Origin of the sequence: Vibrio diazotrophicus, assembly GCF_038452265.1 — a bacterium.
GTDB classification, from domain to species: Bacteria; Pseudomonadota; Gammaproteobacteria; order Enterobacterales; family Vibrionaceae; genus Vibrio; species Vibrio diazotrophicus.
Genome location: NZ_CP151843.1, coordinates 15,661 through 34,566, shown reverse-complemented (window position 1 = coordinate 34,566; position 18,906 = coordinate 15,661). Strand labels below are relative to the sequence as shown.

Genomic DNA, 18,906 nt, shown 5'->3' with positions numbered 1-18,906 from the left:
CGACTCGTTTCAATAAACACGGATCATTTATGAAAAAGCTACTCACTACTTTAGGTATTTTCGCATCTCTCTTTACCGCATCTGCACTCGCAGAAGACTGGAAAACAGTAGAGCAAGAAGCGAATGGCGAAACGGTTTACTTCCATGCTTGGGGCGGAAGTCAAGAGATCAACCGTTACATTCAATGGGCAGCCAATGAACTCAAAGCCCGCTACAACGTCACGCTTAAACATGTGAAAGTGACCGATATTTCAGAAACCACCACTCGTCTGCTGGCGGAAAAAGCCGCCAACAAAAACACGGGTGGCAGTGTCGATATGGTTTGGATCAACGGCGAAAACTTCAAATCGATGAAAGATGGCGGATTGCTGTATGGTCCATTTGTGCAAGATTTACCGAGCTGGCAGTATGTCGATAAGTCACTCCCTGTCGATAAAGATTTTTCGGTACCGACTGAAGGACTTGAAGCGCCTTGGGGTGTGGGTCAACTGGTCTATATTTACGATAAAGCTAAGCTCAACAATCCTCCAAAATCTTTTCAGGAGATGCTGAGCTATGCGAAAGCGTTCCCAAATCGTTTGAGCTACCCTCGCCCACCTGAGTTTCACGGTACCAGCTTTTTAAAATCGCTCTTGATTGAACTGACCAACAACGATCCTTCTTTGATGAAACCCGTTGATGAAGCCAGCTTTGATATGGTGACTCAGCCTTTATGGAACTATTTGGATGAATTTCATCCGGTGGCGTGGCGTGGGGGTCAACAGTTCCCTTCTGGCAGCAGCGAAATGCTTCAATTGCTGGATGACGGACAGATTGACCTAGCGATCACTTTCAACCCAAATGCCGTCTATTCCGCTCAAGCCAGCGGCAAATTAGCTGAAAGCACCAATGTGTATGCCTTAGATTCAGGTGCACTTTCTAATATTCACTTCCTAGCGATTCCTTGGAATGCGAATGCAAATGCAGGCGCAAAGGTGGCAATCAACTTTCTGTTAAGCCCTGAAGCACAGTCTCGTAAAGGAGAATTAACCATATGGGGCGATCCATCTGTATTAAGTAGCCAATACTTAACAGGTAGTGCAAAAAATACTAAGCAGTTCAAATCGATCGCCGAGCCTCACCCAAGCTGGCAAGTGGCACTTGAGAAAGAGTGGCTTAAACGTTACGGAAACTAAAACTCACCCATGTTACGCGTTTTATATTTAGTCATTATCGCTGTCTGTGTCTTACCGACCATTCCGGGATTACTCGGCGTGGTCGTGTCGGCGTTTGGCTATATTCCAGCGATTGGGTTGTCTGCTTTTTCCATCGCTGGCTTTGCTGAAGTGTTTGATTGGCATGGCGTCTGGCTATCGCTGGGTTTAACTCTTGGCTCGGCCGTGGTGAGTAGTTACTTAGCCTGCCTGATAACCTTTGCCATTCTTCAATCGTGCTGGAATACGAAACTTTGGCGCAAAATTGAAGTTTCGCTCTCACCTCTATTGGCAATGCCCCATGTGGCATTTGCCATTGGTTTTGCTTTCCTTTTTGCTCCCACAGGCATGGGAGCTCGCGTTGTGTATGAGATGTTTGGTTACGACCTCAATAATACGGATGTCGATAGCTTAGCTCTGCTGGTCAAAGACCCGTATGCGTTAGGTTTAACCTTAATGCTGACATTGAAAGAAGTGCCTTTTTTGCTGCTGATGAGCATTCCTATTCTTCAACAGTTAAAAGTCGATCAAATCGAAAAAATCAGCCATTCGCTCGGTTACAGTTCAACTCAATGTTGGTGGAAAGCAATACTTCCTCAATGGCTAGCAAAGCTTCGCTTCCCAATGTTTGCGGTTATCGCCTACAGCGTATCCGTGGTGGATGTCGCGTTGATTATTGGCCCAACCAACCCGCCAACCTTCTCCGTCTTAGTATGGCAATGGTTTAGCGACCCTGATCTGTCCTTACTGCCCCGAGCGGCCGCTGGCGCGGTAATTTTGTTCCTTGTTGCCAGTTTGCTGCTTGGATTTACACGCTTGGTGGAATGGATAGCAACCAAAGGATATAAACATTGGCAATTTTCGGGCAGAACAGGATTACCCTTACCCGGCAAAGCGCTGTTTTATGTCACCACAACACTAGCGATTGTGATGATTCCATTGATGATCATCTGGAGCTTCGCGCAACGCTGGCGTTTTCCTGATCTCCTGCCAAGCCAGTACACGGCTCGTTTCTGGCAATATGAATCACAAGGTATTGCGGATACATTGACTCAAAGCATTATCATCGCAATCGTAAGCGCCACCATTGCGCTCATTCTTGCGCTCATCGCCCATGAGTACCGTTTGCGATATCGAATTCAGCTACCCAGCTACATCATCGCCATTCCGATGTTGATTCCTCAGTTATCTATTCTGTTTGGCATTCAAATCGCCACGTTGTACATCAATAGCGAGCTATATCTGTTTTGGGTTTGCTGGGCGCATATTTTCTTTGCTTTTCCCTATGTTTATTTATCGCTTGATGGGCCATGGCGTAGCTTTGATAATGGCTTAACGCGAATTGCACTGAGTCTGGGGAAAACGCCAGTTCAGGCTTGGCTTGGCGTTAAACTTCCACTTCTGCTGCCTGCAGTAACCTTCGCTTGGGCAGTTGGAGTGAGTGTCAGCTTGGCTCAGTATCTACCGACTTTAATCCTCGGAGCTGGGCGAATCAGCACGGTAACCACAGAAGCGGTTGCGCTTTCTAGTGGGTTGGACCGCCGCGTTTCAGCCATCTATGCCATTTGCCAAGCATTGCTGCCGTTATTGTTTTTCTCATTTTCCATTTTACTTAGCCGCACGCACGGCAAGTATCGTAGGTTGTCTATTAAAGGTTTACTGACCAATGAGTCTTTGTCTCGAAAACCTCGCCATCCGTAAAAAAGATGGTGAAGCCTTGTTTACAGCATTTAACCTGTCCGTTGAGAAAGGTGAAATTGTTACCCTCATGGGCCCAAGCGGATGCGGTAAATCCACTCTGCTTGATGCAATTGCCGGTCATTTATCACAAGAGTTCCAGTACACAGGCAGCATCAAGCTTGGTGGTACACAGTTGGATGGACAAGCTGCACATAAGCGTCAGGTAGGCATCCTGTTTCAAGACGACCTGCTTTTTCCTCACTTAACCGTTTGGGAAAACTTAGCCTTTGCTCTGCCGGATTCCATCAAAGGAGCACAACGAAAAGAGCAAGCGATGACTGCATTAAAAGAAATTTCTTTAATGTCACTGGCGGACTCTTTTCCAGACCAAATATCCGGAGGTCAGCGTGCACGGATAGCGCTCACACGCATGTTACTTGCCAAACCAAAAGTTGCTCTGCTTGATGAACCCTACAGCAAGCTGGATAAAGATCTGCGCCAGCAATTTAGAACGCAGGTAGAAGACCAACTCAAGGACGCGAACATTCCAGCTCTCATGGTAACTCATGATGAAGAAGATGTTCCGCAGGGCAGTCGCTGCATCACATGGCCTTGGGAGGACAGTTATGCTCGATAGATTCAGTATCAAAGCAATTCGCTGGCCATTAGCGCAAAGCGCAAAACTGTTAGATAGCATAGGGATTACGGCTAACCAAACGACTCTGTTTGGTTTTGCTCTTGGCTTACTTGCTCTACCTGCACTGGCGTTAGAGCAGTATTACTTAGCACTGGTGCTTATCTGTTTAAATCGCATATGCGACGGATTAGATGGCGCGTTAGCGCGTATTCAGGGCATTAGCGATGCTGGTGGTTTTCTCGATATCTGTTTGGACTTTCTGTTCTACTCTCTGATTCCGTTTGGTTTTGTACTTGCTAACCCTGAACAAAATGCTATCGCAGGTGCGTTTTTGATCTTCTCTTTTGTCGGAACAGGCTCTAGCTTCTTAGCGTTTGCCATCATGGCAAGCAAACAGGGAATCGACAATCCGGTATATAAGAACAAGTCACTTTACTACATGAGCGGGCTAACCGAAGGCACAGAAACCATCTTCTGCTTTATCGCTTTTTGCCTACTCCCTCAACATTTCGCCATCATCGCCTACGCCTTTGGTGCGGCATGCTGGTTTACCACATTCACCCGTGTTTATTCAGGGTTTTATACGCTGTTAAATAAGTCGTGAATTGAGTATCGGTCTAAAAAGTTGAAGCCAAAAAAACCCTAGCGTCCAAATTGGCCTAGGGTTAGATAAAGACATCTAAACTCAACACAAACTGTTTAAGATTTAAATCCCGCCATTGTCATCAGGAAGCGGAACCCCATAGAAACAATTCCAAGTGCAATAACACTCGCTGCCCAGATACCGATCATCCAGACCCATTGTTCTATTCCTCGTTTAATATTCATAAGTTGCCCTCAAATATTCACTTAGTGGTAGGCTTCACCTTCTTTTACCTTTCCAGAAAATACGTAGTAGCTCCAGAATGTGTAGGCAAGAATCACAGGCAAAATCAGCACGGCACCAAACAACATAAAGCTCTGGCTGATTTCAGGAGATGCCGCATCCCAAATAGAAATGCTAGGAGGAACAATATTGGGCCAGATACTGTTCCCAAGCCCTGCAAACCCAAGAATCACGATGATTAACGCCATAATAAACGGGCTGCGCTCTCTGCGTTTTTTCAACGAATTAGTAATTTTCAAACATGCCAGAGCGGTAATCACAGGTACAGGAAGTAAGTAGTACAAGTTAGGAATCGAAAACCAACGTTCAGCTACAAATGGGAATGCAAGTGGCGTCCATGCGCTAATAATGATCAGCGCAGCGACCATGATAAGCAGTGTCTTATTGGCAAAGCGAAACATGCTTTGTTGCAGCTCACCCTCGGTTTTCATAATCAACCAAGTGCTACCCAACAAGGCGTATGTCGCGATGAGTGCGAAGCCACAAAACAGTGGGAACGGTGCTATCCAATCTAATTGCCCGCCAACAAACGTTCGGTTTTCGACGTTAAAACCTTGAATGACAGCTCCCACAACAATCCCTTGGAAAAACGTTGTAAAGATAGAGCCCAGCATAAATGAACGGTCCCAAAACTTAAGATGGTTCTCCAAAGCTTTAAAACGAAACTCAAATGCAACGCCACGGAAGATCAAAGCAACGAGCATGAGTGTCAGTGGAACGGTCAACGCTTCGATGATCACCGAGTAAGCCAATGGGAATGCGCCAAAAAGCGCAGCGCCACCAAGTACAATCCACGTTTCGTTACCATCCCACACAGGCGCAACGGTATTGACCATTACATCTTTATGTTTTTCATTTTTGATGAACGGCATCAGGATGCCAATACCTAAATCAAAGCCATCCATCACAATGTACATCAGCGTGGCAAACACGATGATCGCAAACCAAATCACGGATAAGTCAAAATGCATATCTATTACCTTCGTTGTAATCTTGTGACGTTATATACGGCCAGAAATAGTGTTCATTTCGTGCGCTTCATGATCGACGGCATCAGGGCCTTGCTTGATTTGTCTGATCATGTAGTAGTAACCGAAACCAAACACCGAGCTGTAAACCACAAAGAAACAAATTAAGCTGATGCTCATTTGCAGATCTCCATGTGCAGAGACGGCATCACGAGTTCGCTGTAATCCGTATACCACCCAAGGCTGACGCCCCACTTCTGTGGTGAACCATCCGGCAAGAATGGCAATAAGTCCGGTAGGTCCCATTAATATTGAAAATTTAAGGTACCAACTTTGGGTATATAGTGATTTTTTACGACGTAGCCATAGCCCATAGAAACCCTGAAGAATCATAAGCATGCCAAGGGCTACCATAATTCTGAACGACCAGAAAACCACCAGAGAATTTGGGCGCTCATCTTTTGGGAAATCTTTAAGTGCAGGAATCGGCTCAGTCAGACTATGACGAAGAATCAAGCTGCCCAATACTGGGATCTCTAACGCGTAATCAGTTCTCTCTTCTTCCATATTTGGCATGCCAAACAGAATTAATGGTGTCGGTTTACCATCTTCGTTTGACCAATGCCCTTCAATCGCTGCGATTTTAGCGGGTTGATACTCTAAGGTATTTAAACCGTGCGCATCGCCGACAACCGCTTGAATAGGAGCAACAATCAACAGCATCCACAGCGCCATGGAGAACATTTTTTTCACTGCAGAACTACGATTGCCTTTCAGTAAGTGCCAAGCTGCTGATGAACCAACGAACAAAGCCGTGCTCAGAAATGCCGCGATTCCCATATGCACAAGTCGGTAAGGGAATGAAGGGTTGAATATGACCGCAAACCAATCGACAGGGACAATGCGTCCGTCCACGATTTCATAGCCTTGAGGTGTTTGCATCCAACTATTTGAAGCAAGGATCCAGAACGTAGAGATGATTGTCCCTAACGCCACCATGGATGTGGCAAAGAAGTGCAGTTTTTCTCCAACACGATTCCAACCAAAAAGCATCACACCAAGAAAACCCGCTTCAAGGAAGAAAGCGGTTAAGACTTCATAAGTCAACAACGGCCCAGTGATGCTTCCAGCGAAGTCAGAGAAGCCACTCCAGTTAGTCCCAAACTGGTATGCCATTACCAAGCCTGACACAACACCCATACCAAAGTTGACTGCAAAAATTTTGGACCAAAAATGGTAAAGCGTTTTGTAATCAGGATTGCGAGTTTTGAGCCATAATCCTTCAAGTACAGCCAGATAGGTTGCTAAACCTATAGTGATGGCAGGGAAAATAATGTGGAAGGATACAGTAAAGGCAAACTGTATCCTTGCCAGCATAAAGGCGTCGAGACCAAACATAAACTTCCTTTGAGCTTAATAAGTATTTATGGAAGTGATAATAAAGGCTCAAGCCAAGAGGCAGTAGATACAAAAAAGAACGACTATTGTATAACAGATTTATTTAATAAGTGTTATTGTTTAGCCGTTGTTAATCGTTCAATCGGGGGCTAATTTGGCTAAGTATCAGAATTTAGTAGATCAACTCAAACGACAGATTCAGTCTGGGATCTGGAACCCCGGCGATAAACTGCCTTCACTAAGAAAACAGTCTGAGCACTCAGGAATGAGTTTAATGACCGTTTTACACGCATACCAACTTTTGGAGTCACAAGGCTGGATTACGTCTCAAGCTCGCTCTGGTTATAAAGTTGCGCCTCGTTTTAAAAAGCAACAACAGGTTCAGATGGCAGTATCCAGAACTGAGAATGTCGATGTGAACGAGTTTATATTCGAGATTCTTCAGGCCGGAAAAAACCCATTGATGGTTAATTTCGGTTTTGCTTACCCTAGTCCAGATTTATATCCACGCTATCACATCAATCGGGCTCTAGCTGCGGCGGCTCGCAACATGCCCATTTCGAGTGCATTTAACAACCTCCCTCCCGGTAATGAGCAATTGCGCTCAATCATAGCCAAGCGTTACACCACGAGGGGAATTGAAATATCACCGGATGAAATCGTCATTACGGCTGGTGCATTGGAAGCCTTAAACTTGAGTTTACAGGCCTGTACCAAACCGGGCGATTGCGTAGTGGTAGAGTCGCCGACATTTTATGGCGCCTTACAATCATTACAACGTCTTGGCCTAAAAGCACTTTCCGTGCGCACAGACCCCACAACTGGTATTGATATCGATTCGTTGGAACGAGCCTTACAAACTCATGATGTTAAAGCGTGCTGGCTGATGTCCAATCATCAGAATCCACTCGGCTTTACATTGTCAGATGAAAAGAAAAAGCAAATTGTAGAGCTGTTGCAACGCTACAACGTCGCATTAATTGAAGATGATGTGTATAGCGAATTATATGAAGGAAATGAGCCTGTTAGCTCAATGAAAATGTATGACCAATCTGGGAACATTATGTTGTGTTCTTCGTTTTCAAAATCTCTGGTAGCTGGTCTGCGTATTGGCTGGGTTGTTGCCGGAAAAAGATCTTTCGACATTCAGAAATTACAACTCATGAGTACCTTAGCAACCAGTGCCCCAATACAAATGGCTCTGGTTCACTATTTAACCAGTCGTAATTATGAATCGCATCTCAAGCAACTACGTAAAAAACTCCATGAACGTAAAAGCAAAATGGCGGTTTTTCTTACCACACTACTACCTAAGAGTGTGAAAGTGGTAAACCAAAAAGGCGGATATTTTCTCTGGTTAGAGTTGCCTAAAAATATTGATGCCATGCAGATATACCAAGACATGTTAAAAGCAAATGTCAGCATAGCTCCTGGTAAAATGTTTGATGTAACAGAGCAGTACAATCATTGTATTCGACTAAATGCATCGTTTGAGCTTGACCAGCAAAGAGCAGAGGCATTGACAACGTTATCTAACAGTATCATTCATCATATGAACGATTAGCTTGCCATCTCTCTATGTTCAAACCCTTTCGAGGAACCATAAAATCATATGCTATTCGTCACATTGTTAGTCGAACGGTACCGAGTCAGGGCGCACAAAAACGCATAAAAACCACAACAAGAACAACTAATAGTTAGACACACTCAACATATATCTTTCACGCAGTTGTTATAGTGTAAACAATCATTAGAACAAATGATTATTAGACAAAGCATTGGAAGGGATGAAACCTATGAGTCTGACGTTAAAAACAAAGGTTTTGGTATCAACACTGATTGCGATAGCCATTACTGCTATCGCTTTGGTTATCGTGAGTTATCAATCCAGCAAAGAAGAAAGTTGGAAAAACATTTACAGTGAAAGTCACAACACACTAAAGGCATACAGCAGTGGCATTGGTGTTTGGTTTCATGACAAACAACTCGCTGTTGAAGGCATGAAAAAAGAAATTGAAGCTAACCCAGACGTAGATTTGGTTCCTCATCTGCGACAATTGATGACTTCCGGTGGATTTGGCCTCAGCTATTACGGCAACGAGCAAGGCGAAATGTTCAGGCAAGATCCTTCGCTCAATAAAGCGGGTTACGATCCTCGAGTTAGAGGTTGGTACAAATTGGCCATGCAGGAGAAAAAACCTGTTACCACAGACCCATACGTCAGCGTCACAATGAAAGCTTTAGTGGTAACACTCGCCTCCCCTGTTACTGTGAATGGCAAAATTATTGGTGTAGTGGGTTCTAACTTAGCGTTAGACAAGCTAGCGGAAGATGTTTTATCTATTTCGGTTCCAGGAAATGGCTATGCTTTCTTAGTGAACTCGAAAGGAAACATTGTTGCACACAACAACGCTGATCTGGTTTTAAAACCGATTGCAGATATTCACCCTGAACTGACATGGCAACAACTAAAGAGCTCTTCAGATAACCGCTCGCAATTCGAAATTCAATTAGACGACCGCGCAAAAGTCATTGCCAGCAAAGCAATAGAGAATACCGATTGGATGTTGGTTATGGTTTTAGACAAGAAAACCCTAGAAGAACCCATTCTTGCGACCTTGCTCAATCAGCTAATGATTGCCGCAGGTATTCTTATTGTTCTAGGTATAGTGGCTTCTACGGTTGTGTCCAAACAGCTTCAAGGACTCTCTCATATCACTTTAGCGCTAACTGACATCGCAGAAGGTAACGGCGACCTAACTCAAAGACTTGAAGTGAAGAGCAACGATGAAGTCGGAACCTTAGCAGAGAAATTTAACCAGTTTGTCGGCAGCTTACATACCATCATGGTGAATGTTCGCGATATCACCTTATCCATCAACCAAAATGCTGATCTATCTGCGAAATCTGCATCAACTCGTAGTTCACGAGTCAGTATGCAACAAGACGAAATCACTATGGTTGCAACGGCAGTAACAGAGATGGCTGCGGCAACCGCTGAAATTGCCAATAACGCAGAGAATACCGCGAAAAGCGCCAATGAGTCGGTAACACTTGGGCAAGCGGGTTATGAGCAAATGCAAAAAAGCATTGATTCAATTAACCAGTTGGCGTCAGAGCTCAACAATTCCACCAAAATCATTGGTGAACTTGAGAATCACACTCAAGAAATCTCAACCATTCTCTCCACCATCCGCTCCATTGCAGAACAAACTAACCTGCTTGCTCTGAATGCGGCGATAGAAGCTGCACGAGCTGGAGAACATGGACGAGGCTTTGCTGTGGTTGCTGATGAAGTACGCGTGTTGTCGCAAAGAACGCATCAGTCAACAGAAGAAATCCAATCAAAAATTGAAGGATTACAGAAAGTGACAGGCGAAGCGGTATCCGCAATGACTCATAGCCACTCGTTAGTGACAACCAGCGTTGATGATGTTCAACATATGGGTGATCAGCTCCAACAAATTAGCCAAGCAATAAGCATCATCAGCGATATGGCGACACAGATCGCTTCTGCCGCAGAAGAGCAATCGCTTGTTACCTCTGAAATCAACACAAATACAGAGTCTGTTCGTGAGCTCAGTAACGGCCTAGCACAAGACGCAGCAGAAGGTGAAAACGAAGCCCATACGCTTCGTGACTTGGTTGTTCAGCTAGAAAAACAAATAGGACGCTTTAAGATCTAACCCCTAAAGCCAAAGCGCACAAAAGGATATTGGTTTCTTTTGTGCGCTTTACTTGATATTTGATAAGGTCTTTGAACGTTAGAATCAGTGACTTCTATAATGCCAATATGCAGTGGTTCGATGAGTAGAGAGCTTCTTAGTCTGCTGGTTTTAATAATTGGGAGCAGCTAATAATGAAATGACAATTTTAATCTTTTCAGAAGCTTAAATACCGATGCATTAACGATACTGGGACGGTGTCTTTTTAGTAAAGCGTTTAAACTTAGTGCTGAAATAGTTGCTGTCTTTGTAGCCCACCTCAAACGCAATATCAGTAATCGACTTGTCCGTACTTTGCAGCAGATCCATCGCATTATTGATGCGCACACGGTGCACATAGTTGTTAAAGGACAGATTAGTCACTTGCTTTATTTTTCGGCTCAATGAACGAGAAGAGATCTTAAATTTGTCCGAAATTTCATTGATACAGACATCTTCACTGTAGTTTCTTTGTAACCAGTCAATGACTTTAAGAATGATATTGTCGTTCACATCATTGGATTGTGATGTCAGACGCCCACGGGAAATTTCAACCACCAAGTGCTGAAACAGTACTTCCATCATCAGACGAGATTCCACCGTATTCGAGCGAGACTCGTTATCCAATTGCTGCAATATTTGCTCAACTTTGGACATGGTCTGGTTAGTGATAAACCAGCTCTTCGAGTCAGAACTTTCGTTAGGCAAGAAGTTCTTTAAAATCGGACTATATGAGAGACGGTTTTTCTTAAACAGAATATTGGTTAGATGCAGGTTTTCGACTTGCTCGTACATATGACGGTCGCTAGGTGTGATGTAGCAAATGTAGTTTTGCGCCAAGTTGGTTGGCGTATCATTGAGAATATGCTGCCCTGCTCCCTTAGTCACAATGATCAATTCGTGGAAGTCATGAGAATGCTCAGGATAATCCGCTTGAGGTGCGCGAACTTCAGTGCAAACTGCAGAGTCAGAGTGCTTAAAAAACTCTTCACCACTAAGTTGAAACATTGTTTTATCTCCGTTAAACACTAAGTTCATATTGCTGTCACACCTAAATGGGTGCAATAACCCGATATAAAATGTGTGACTCCTGTCAATTGCCCCTGCAAAGTTATCGGATAAATCACACATTAAAAAAGCCCCATCTGATCAATGGGGCAAACTTTCATTACCAACTTAAACAGGGGGAATGAATACCTAAATTATAAATAGGTTCGTAGGTATTCAGACAAACATAGAATTGCCATAGACTGACCATAAGGCATTGAAGTCAATGGAATTGTACGGTAGTAATCCAAGTCCTGCCCCATCGCAGTACCGAACGAAACATTCACTAGCTCGCCGGATTCATTGATGTAATCAGTGATTAACGCATCCACTGCTTTGTAAGCCATTTCTGCGTATTCTGGATCGATATAGCGCTTACGTACCGCTTTCAAAATGCCGTATGCAAAGCCGGCGGTTGCCGATGCTTCAACATATGAAGACTCGTCATCCAACAGTGTGCACCACAAGCCATTGGCTTGTTGGTATTTCGCAAGCACCTCAATTTGACGCTCTAGGATGTGAACCAAGTGACGACGGAATGCATCGTGCTCTGGTAGATCTAAAAGCTCAAGGAAATCAGGAATAACAATCGTTACCCAGCTGTTACCACGCGCCCAACGAGCGTTCGCAAAGTTGTGGTTACCATCGAATGTCCAACCATGGAACCATGCACCTGTTTCGCGATCTGTTAAGTATTGAATGTGCGTTAGGAACTGGTATTTCGCTTCTTCAATGTATTCAGGGCGGTTCAACAACAAACCAATCTTAGTTAACGGCATAACACTCATCATCAGTGTGTCATCCCACATTTGCTCGTGGTTTTCGCTGTTATAAACAATGTGCTGAATACCGCCGCTCTTAGTTTTCGGCATTTGGTACATCACGTAGTCTGCCCACGTTTCTAAGTAAGGGACTAAAGATTGGTCTTTAGTTTCTTCATAGCGGTAAGCCAAAGTTAAAAACGGACATACCGTGTTGACGTTTTTAGTTGCTTGCTCTTCAGAGAAACGGTCTTCAAACCACTCATCAATGATGTTAACTACACTCTGATCATTGGTTTGTTGGTAGTACTTGTACATACCGTAAAGGCCAATACCGTGCGTCCATTCCCAGCCAGCCCAGCCTTTAGTATCGATAGTACGACCATCATCCAGGTGAAGAAGGAACTCACCGGTTTCATCGTGAATGTTGATGAGGTTATTGATTAGGCTTTCAATTTTATCTACCACAACATTGCGTGGGTGAGTGCGTTCTACGCGACGAAGCAAAGCGCTATGTTTTACAGGAAAGATTTTCATAATAGTAAGAGTCCTTAAATACGATTACATAACACCAAGTAGTCTTGGTAAAAATAGAGTGAGTTCTGGGATATAAGTAATTAATAACAATACAAAAATAATTGCGACATAGAACGGGACAAGCGGTTTAATCACATCTTCCACTTTTACTTGCCCGACACTGGCCCCAACATAGAGCCCACTGCCAACTGGCGGGGTGATAGTGCCAATCGCTAAGTTGAATACGATTAAGATGCCAAAATGCACAGGATCTACGCCAATCTTCTGCACAATAGGAAGTAGGATCGGAGTGAAGATTAAAATGGCAGGGCCAATATCCATAAAGGCACCAACAATCAAGATAAACAGCGTGATAACTAACATAATGACTGCTGGGCTGTCTGAGATGCCAAGAATCAACTTACTCAGAGCCGCTGGAATGCCAGTCATAGACATCGCAAATGACATTGCTGATGATGTCGCCAACAGAAACATAATCACACCCGTCATAACAAACGTCTGAATGATGATCTTCGGCATGTCACGGACGGTAATTGTTTTATAAAGCACCAGCGTTAAATAAGCGGTATACATCACAGCAATTGCAGAGGCTTCTATTGCTGTAAAAATGCCTTGTACAATACCGCCAACGATAATCACTACTAGTAGCAAACTTGGAAGTGCTTCACGAGTCACTTTCCATGCGACACCTTTCTGCAAAGTAAAGAAGTTAGTGTAGTTGTTACGTTTGGCAACGATGTAGGTGATGACCATACAGCCAATACCCCACAAGCTGCCTGCCACTAAACCACCGGCGAACAGTGCTGCGATAGATGTGCCGCCACTTGCCAACGCATAAAGGATAAATGCAGTTGTTGGCGGAATAAGCATACCGGTTGGTGCAGAAGCAATATTTACTGCTGAAGCAAAGCTGCGGTTGTAGCCTTCTTTGGCACTCATTGGGATCATCACACCGCCGATCGAAGTTGACGCTGCAATTGCAGAACCCGAAACAGCACCGAAAAGCATATTGCCCGCGATGTTCGTGTAAGAAAGAGAGCCTGGAATTCGACCAGTAAACAGCTTGGCGAAGTTCACCAAACGGGTCGCTATACCACCGTTATTCATTATCACACCTGAGAGAACGAAGAACGGTACAGCAAGCAGAGCAAAGCTATCTAAACTTGAAAACATTTTCTGAGCGGTTGTGAACATCGCAATATCAAAGGGCAGCACCAACATCACTGTTGCGCCTGATGCGATAACAATACACAAACCAATTGGGGTACCTAACACCAGTAAAAGTACAAATACCCCGATCATGATACTGGCAGCAGTAATTGGATCAGTCATACTGTTTATCTCCTACTAAAGAACCTTTCTCGTTGTCACTGGCTTTAACTGGTTGCGCTTTAAATAGATCAACGATGTTCATTACGCTGTAGACAATAATCAACACGCCAGACAGAGGCAGTGCGTAGTAAACCTTGCCCATGGACAGTTGCAAAACTGGGGAAACTTGCATCATGGCGTTACTTGAAACCTTCCAGCCACCAATGATCATGATGTAGATGGCAAAAAGGATGAATACGACCTGGATTAACATGTTCCAGTATTTCACTAAGTTTTTAGGAAACTTATCCAAGAACAGTGTGAGGGCGATGTGTTCTGATTTACCGGCTACATAAGCCAAGCCAATCACGGACAACCATACTAACGAAAATCGAAGTAGCTCTTCAGAGAAGGTACTCGGGTCGTTAAAAACATAGCGGCTAATTACCTGCCAGCAAGCCACCAATACCATCATCGTCATTACCACGCAGGCAAATACTTCAATGGTTCTATCAAGCCACTTTCTTATAATTTTCATGGGAACCTCGACCAATCAATCGAGATAGAAGCCCGAGGGCTTCTATCCTTTATTACTACTATTTTGCTTGCTCAACTTTATTGATTTGCTCATAAAGTGCGTACACTTGAGGTTTGCCTTTTAGCTTTTCATAAATTGGTTGAACGGCAGCTTTGAACGGTGCTTGGTCAATCTCAAAAAATTGAACACCAAAGTCTTTCTGTGCCAATTCACGAGTTTTCGCCATTTCCTCTTTCCATAGTTTCTTCTCTAGTTCGATTGACTCATCAATGGCTTCTTGAAGTGCGGTTAGTTGCTCTGAAGTTAATTTGCTCTTAGTCACATTGCTCATGATCACTACGTCTGGAATACGAGTGTGCATGTCGTAGCTGTAGAATTTCGCTACTTCACCGTGACGTGCGATAGTGATAGCGAATTCGTTGTTTTCTGCACCATCTAGGATGCCTTGTTGAAGTGAGGTGTACACTTCTGCTTGGCTCATTGCGATTGGAGAAGCGCCTAAAAGTTTCATGGTTTCAATCGACGTTTCACTCTGCATCACGCGGATTTTCTTACCTTTAAGGTCAGCGAGCGTTTTCACAGGGCCTTTACTCATGTAGAAGCTGCGGGCACCTGAATCGTACCAACCCACACCAGCAAAACCTTGAGCTTCTGTTGATTGGTATACCGTTTTCATGATGTCTTTGTTATCCATCACGCGGTAGAAGCTTTCTTGGTTTTCGAAAAGGTAAGGCAGTGAGAAAACACCGTAAAGTGGAGAGAAGCTCTCTAGTAGACCGGAAGACACTTTAGTCATATCGATTGCGCCAACTTGAGTCATTTCAACTAGCTCTCGTTCGCCACCTAGCTGACTATCAGGGAAGTATTGGATTGTTACTTCGCCATTGGTTTTTTTAGCCACTGCATCACCGATGTACTGAAGCGCATCTTTGACTGGCTGGCTGTTGTCTGCGTAGGCCATTTTTAGCACAGTTGCAGCATGTGCACCAAATGGAAGTAACATAGCTGAAGCGAGCAGCGCTTTAGTAATCGGGTTGTAGAGTCGGGACATAATATCCTCCAAATTGATTGTTATGCTTGTTATTGGTTTATCGATAACACTGTTTGGCAGCGTTGTTATTTGTTGGGTCTATCATGGCGCTTTCAAAAACGAGCCACCTTTAAAATTTCGCCACCTTTAATTTTTGAACGTCTAATTCGTCATACCTACAAAGTGAAGGGTCACACTTTTTACTTTTTAATCAAAATCCAATCGCTAGGGCTCAAATCACCGTCTATATAGACATCAAAACCTTTGTCATGCCTTAAATAGCAACTTCAAGAATATCAGCCGATTTTTTTAGCCAACTTTAAAATTTTTGAATTGAAGCTTTCTTTTCTTTGCAAAAACTCCTTGCCCCCTTTTTCACTGGCTGAATTTTGAAGTTTTTTTGATTTGAAACCCGCTTTAATACTCCTAAATATTCAGAGGTATTAAGCATTATGAAAGCAGTAATCGCGATTGACCTGGGCGCATCAAGTGGACGCGTCATGGTTGGATATCTAGAGAGTGGAAAGATTCGTTTGGAAGAGTTCCACCGTTTCCAAAATCAACAGGTGGTTCATGGCAATGAGTCATGCTGGGATCTGTACTCAATCTTAGAAGAAATCAAGGTCGGGATTAATAAGGTTATCGCAACAGGTATCGAAGTCTGTTCGTTAGGTATTGATACATGGGGCGTGGACTTTGTTCTACTCGACAAATTCGGCAAACACCTAGGTGAATTTGTTAGCTATCGCGATGCTCGTACAGAAGGCGTACAAGACAAACTGTTGGCAGATAGCCAGTTGTCACTGCAAGACATTTACCGCACTACCGGTATTCAGTTCTTATCGTTCAACACCATTAACCAGTTAAAAGCGATTGCAGATCAGAAACCAGAATGGTTCGGTGATATTGATACCCTGCTGTTCATTCCTGACTACCTCAACTACAAACTCTCTGGCGTTAAGCATTGCGAGTATACCAATGCTTCCACCAGCCAACTTTTAGACTGCAAAGAGAAAGTTTGGAGTACTGAACTAATCAAAGCGTGTGGTGCGAAAATAGATTGGTTCCTGCCACCTTCAATGCCAAACCATATTGTCGGCCAATACCACGTTGGTGATGTGCAAATTCCGGTTTGTTCTGTTGCTAGTCACGATACTGCCTCAGCAGTCGCCGCAACGCCGATTGCCCATGAAAACATGGCTTACCTAAGTTCAGGGACTTGGTCATTAGTCGGCATTGAAAGCTTAGAACCCTACACTGGTGGTTTGGCTTACCAATACAACTTCACTAATGAAGGTGGTGTGGATGGACGTTACCGCGTTCTGAAAAACATCATGGGATTGTGGCTAATCCAACGCGTTAAAGCGGAAAATCCATCCCTCACCTTCCCCAATATCGCAGCATTGGCGCGCCAAGCACAACCGTTTAAGTACATCGTTAACCCAAATGACAACGACTTCTTAAACCCGGTCTCAATGACGCAAGCGATTAAAAACTGGTTTAAAAAGCGCGATCTCGAAACACCAGAAACCTTGTCTGAAGTCATTCGCTGTATCTACGACAGCTTAGTTTTGGCTTACGACAAAGTGCTTTCAGAACTAGCCGAAGTGACAGGCAAAGAGATCAAAGAGCTGCGCATCGTCGGTGGTGGAACTCAGGATAAGTTCCTTAACCAGCTATGCGCTGACGTGTGCCAAATTCCAGTTTCAACAGAACCAACCGAAGCATCCGCACTGGGCAATGTTATCAACCAGTTCATTGCTTGTGACGTTATTTGCTCGTTGGAAGAAGGTCGCCAGATTATTGATGCCTCCTCTGATGTGAAGCATTTTTCAGCCAACCCAATTGAAGGATTAGAGCAAATCAAATCCCAGTTCCAACAGATTATTAAATAAGGTAAACACAATGAGTAAAGATCAGATCATTTCAGCTTATGAGCAAGCAAAGAAAACCTTTGAAAAATATGGTGTAAACACAGACCAAGCGCTTGAGCTTTTAAACCAGACCCCTATTTCAATGCACTGCTGGCAAGGCGATGACGTACGTGGTTTTGAATCACCAGAAACGGCGCTAAGTGGTGGCATTCAAGCAACTGGTAATCATCCTGGTGCTGCAAAAACTCCGGATCAGCTACGTGCAGATATGGAAAAAGCCTTTTCGCTTATCCCTGGGAAAAAGCGCGTAAACCTACATGCGATTTACATTGATGCGGATGAATTCGTAGAGCGTGACCAAATTAAACCTGAACACTTTGATCGCTGGGTTCAATGGGCCAAGAAGCAAGGTTTAGGTTTGGACTTCAACCCAACGCTGTTCTCTCACCCTAAAGCTGACGATGGTTTGACTCTTTCTCATCCAAATGAAGAGATCCGTCAATTCTGGATTGAGCACGTAAAAGCAAGCCGTAAAATTTCTGAATATTTTGGTCGCGAATTAGGCACTGCCTCTTTCATGAACATCTGGATTCCTGATGGCATGAAAGACCAACCTGTTGATCGCCTATCTCCACGAGCTCGCTTGGCAGATTCTCTAGACAAAGCACTAGCAGAAAAAATTGACCCGACATTCCACAAAGACGCGGTAGAGAGCAAATTGTTTGGCATAGGAGCAGAAGCCTACACCGTCGGTAGCAACGAGTTTTATCTAGCGTACGCGGCAACTCGTGGGACAGCACTTTGCCTAGATGCAGGTCACTTCCACCCAACTGAAGTGATCAGTGACAAGATCAGTGCAGTATCACTGTATGTTAACGACCTACAACTACACGTGACTCGTCCGGTTCGTTGGGACTCTGACCACGTCGTTTCTTTCGATGATGAAACTCAGGCCATCATGCGCGAAATCGTACGCAACAAACTTCTAGATCGCGTCGCGATTGGTTTGGACTTCTTCGATGCATCTATCAACCGTATCGCAGCTTGGGTTATCGGTACTCGTAACGCACAAAAAGCACTCCTAAAAGCGCTGCTGGAACCCGTTGAAGCGCTTAAAACCGCTGAACAAGCTTTCGACTACACCACTCGCCTTGGTCTTATTGAAGAAGCGCACTCTCTACCTTGGGCAGCGGTTTGGGATTACCACTGTTTACAAAACGAAGTCCCTGTTGGCTTTGATTGGATCAACGACGTCAAAGACTACGAAGCAACTATTTTGGCGACTCGTTAATACAAATTGCTCAATAGCAGACAAGTCAGATTTTAATCTGGCTTGTTTGGT

16 protein-coding genes are annotated in these 18,906 nt (G+C 44.1%); 8 read left to right on the top strand and 8 right to left on the bottom strand.

Going from position 1 to position 18,906, the window contains the following annotated elements:
• Positions 1-29 precede the first annotated feature (29 nt).
• Genes AAGA51_RS15515 through AAGA51_RS15500 form a run of 4 tightly spaced genes read left to right on the top strand, consistent with a single transcriptional unit; the run spans position 30 to position 4,114 of the window.
• The gene (locus tag AAGA51_RS15515; protein ID WP_042479950.1) at positions 30-1,175 is read left to right on the top strand and encodes an ABC transporter substrate-binding protein; all 1,146 of its coding nucleotides are present in this window, start codon (positions 30-32) and stop codon (positions 1,173-1,175) included.
• A 9-nt stretch (positions 1,176-1,184) separates the two neighbouring features.
• Complete coding sequence (locus AAGA51_RS15510; RefSeq protein ID WP_042479798.1) at positions 1,185-2,894, top strand: ABC transporter permease; 1,710 nt, start codon at positions 1,185-1,187, stop codon at positions 2,892-2,894.
• Entirely contained in the window at positions 2,860-3,510 is a 651-nt protein-coding gene (locus AAGA51_RS15505; protein ID WP_042479796.1) for an ATP-binding cassette domain-containing protein, read from the top strand. The genes AAGA51_RS15510 and AAGA51_RS15505 overlap by 35 nt, the downstream gene beginning before the upstream one ends.
• The gene (locus tag AAGA51_RS15500) at positions 3,500-4,114 is read left to right on the top strand and encodes a CDP-alcohol phosphatidyltransferase family protein (protein WP_042479794.1); all 615 of its coding nucleotides are present in this window, start codon (positions 3,500-3,502) and stop codon (positions 4,112-4,114) included. Before AAGA51_RS15505 ends, AAGA51_RS15500 begins: the two co-directional genes overlap by 11 nt.
• Positions 4,115-4,209: 95 nt before the next feature.
• Here the strand turns inward: AAGA51_RS15500 and AAGA51_RS15495 are convergent, their stop codons facing one another.
• Genes AAGA51_RS15495 through AAGA51_RS15485 form a run of 3 tightly spaced genes read right to left on the bottom strand, consistent with a single transcriptional unit; the run spans position 4,210 to position 6,762 of the window.
• Positions 4,210-4,338 (bottom strand): DUF2474 domain-containing protein, encoded by a 129-nt coding sequence (locus tag AAGA51_RS15495; protein WP_081878628.1) that lies wholly within the window; start codon positions 4,336-4,338, stop codon positions 4,210-4,212.
• A 21-nt stretch (positions 4,339-4,359) separates the two neighbouring features.
• On the bottom strand, positions 4,360-5,367 hold the full coding sequence (gene cydB, locus AAGA51_RS15490) for a cytochrome d ubiquinol oxidase subunit II (RefSeq protein WP_042479792.1): 1,008 nt from the start codon (positions 5,365-5,367) through the stop codon (positions 4,360-4,362).
• A gap of 30 nt (positions 5,368-5,397) precedes the next feature.
• On the bottom strand, positions 5,398-6,762 hold the full coding sequence (locus tag AAGA51_RS15485; protein ID WP_042479790.1) for a cytochrome ubiquinol oxidase subunit I: 1,365 nt from the start codon (positions 6,760-6,762) through the stop codon (positions 5,398-5,400).
• Between the two features lie 154 nt (positions 6,763-6,916).
• Here AAGA51_RS15485 and AAGA51_RS15480 point away from each other — a divergent pair, with 154 nt between their 5' ends.
• Both AAGA51_RS15480 and AAGA51_RS15475 read left to right on the top strand, forming a co-directional pair.
• Complete coding sequence (locus AAGA51_RS15480) at positions 6,917-8,326, top strand: PLP-dependent aminotransferase family protein (RefSeq protein WP_042479786.1); 1,410 nt, start codon at positions 6,917-6,919, stop codon at positions 8,324-8,326.
• A 232-nt stretch (positions 8,327-8,558) separates the two neighbouring features.
• Positions 8,559-10,448 (top strand): methyl-accepting chemotaxis protein, encoded by a 1,890-nt coding sequence (locus AAGA51_RS15475; RefSeq protein ID WP_042479784.1) that lies wholly within the window; start codon positions 8,559-8,561, stop codon positions 10,446-10,448.
• Positions 10,449-10,667: 219 nt separating this feature from the next.
• Here AAGA51_RS15475 and AAGA51_RS15470 read toward each other — a convergent pair whose 3' ends face one another.
• The 5 genes from AAGA51_RS15470 to AAGA51_RS15450 all read right to left on the bottom strand — a co-directional run bounded on the left by AAGA51_RS15470 (position 10,668) and on the right by AAGA51_RS15450 (position 15,711).
• The gene (locus AAGA51_RS15470) at positions 10,668-11,474 is read right to left on the bottom strand and encodes a helix-turn-helix domain-containing protein (RefSeq protein ID WP_042479947.1); all 807 of its coding nucleotides are present in this window, start codon (positions 11,472-11,474) and stop codon (positions 10,668-10,670) included.
• A gap of 194 nt (positions 11,475-11,668) precedes the next feature.
• On the bottom strand, positions 11,669-12,811 hold the full coding sequence (locus tag AAGA51_RS15465) for a glycoside hydrolase family 88/105 protein (RefSeq protein WP_042479781.1): 1,143 nt from the start codon (positions 12,809-12,811) through the stop codon (positions 11,669-11,671).
• 24 nt (positions 12,812-12,835) lie between these two features.
• Positions 12,836-14,143, bottom strand: coding sequence for a TRAP transporter large permease (locus AAGA51_RS15460; RefSeq protein WP_042479779.1), 1,308 nt, complete (start codon positions 14,141-14,143; stop codon positions 12,836-12,838).
• Positions 14,136-14,660, bottom strand: a complete 525-nt coding sequence (locus AAGA51_RS15455; protein WP_042479777.1) for a TRAP transporter small permease — start codon at positions 14,658-14,660, stop codon at positions 14,136-14,138. The genes AAGA51_RS15460 and AAGA51_RS15455 overlap by 8 nt, the downstream gene beginning before the upstream one ends.
• Before the next feature lie 58 nt (positions 14,661-14,718).
• Positions 14,719-15,711, bottom strand: a complete 993-nt coding sequence (locus AAGA51_RS15450; RefSeq protein WP_042479775.1) for a TRAP transporter substrate-binding protein — start codon at positions 15,709-15,711, stop codon at positions 14,719-14,721.
• A gap of 431 nt (positions 15,712-16,142) precedes the next feature.
• Between AAGA51_RS15450 and rhaB the strand changes: the two genes are divergently transcribed.
• Together rhaB and AAGA51_RS15440 are read left to right on the top strand one after the other, a co-directional pair.
• Positions 16,143-17,585 carry a rhamnulokinase gene (gene rhaB / locus AAGA51_RS15445; RefSeq protein ID WP_255209341.1) on the top strand — a complete coding sequence of 481 codons (1,443 nt, stop codon included), beginning with the start codon at positions 16,143-16,145 and terminating at the stop codon, positions 17,583-17,585.
• A gap of 10 nt (positions 17,586-17,595) precedes the next feature.
• Positions 17,596-18,855 (top strand): L-rhamnose isomerase, encoded by a 1,260-nt coding sequence (locus AAGA51_RS15440; RefSeq protein WP_042479772.1) that lies wholly within the window; start codon positions 17,596-17,598, stop codon positions 18,853-18,855.
• Positions 18,856-18,906 lie beyond the last annotated feature (51 nt).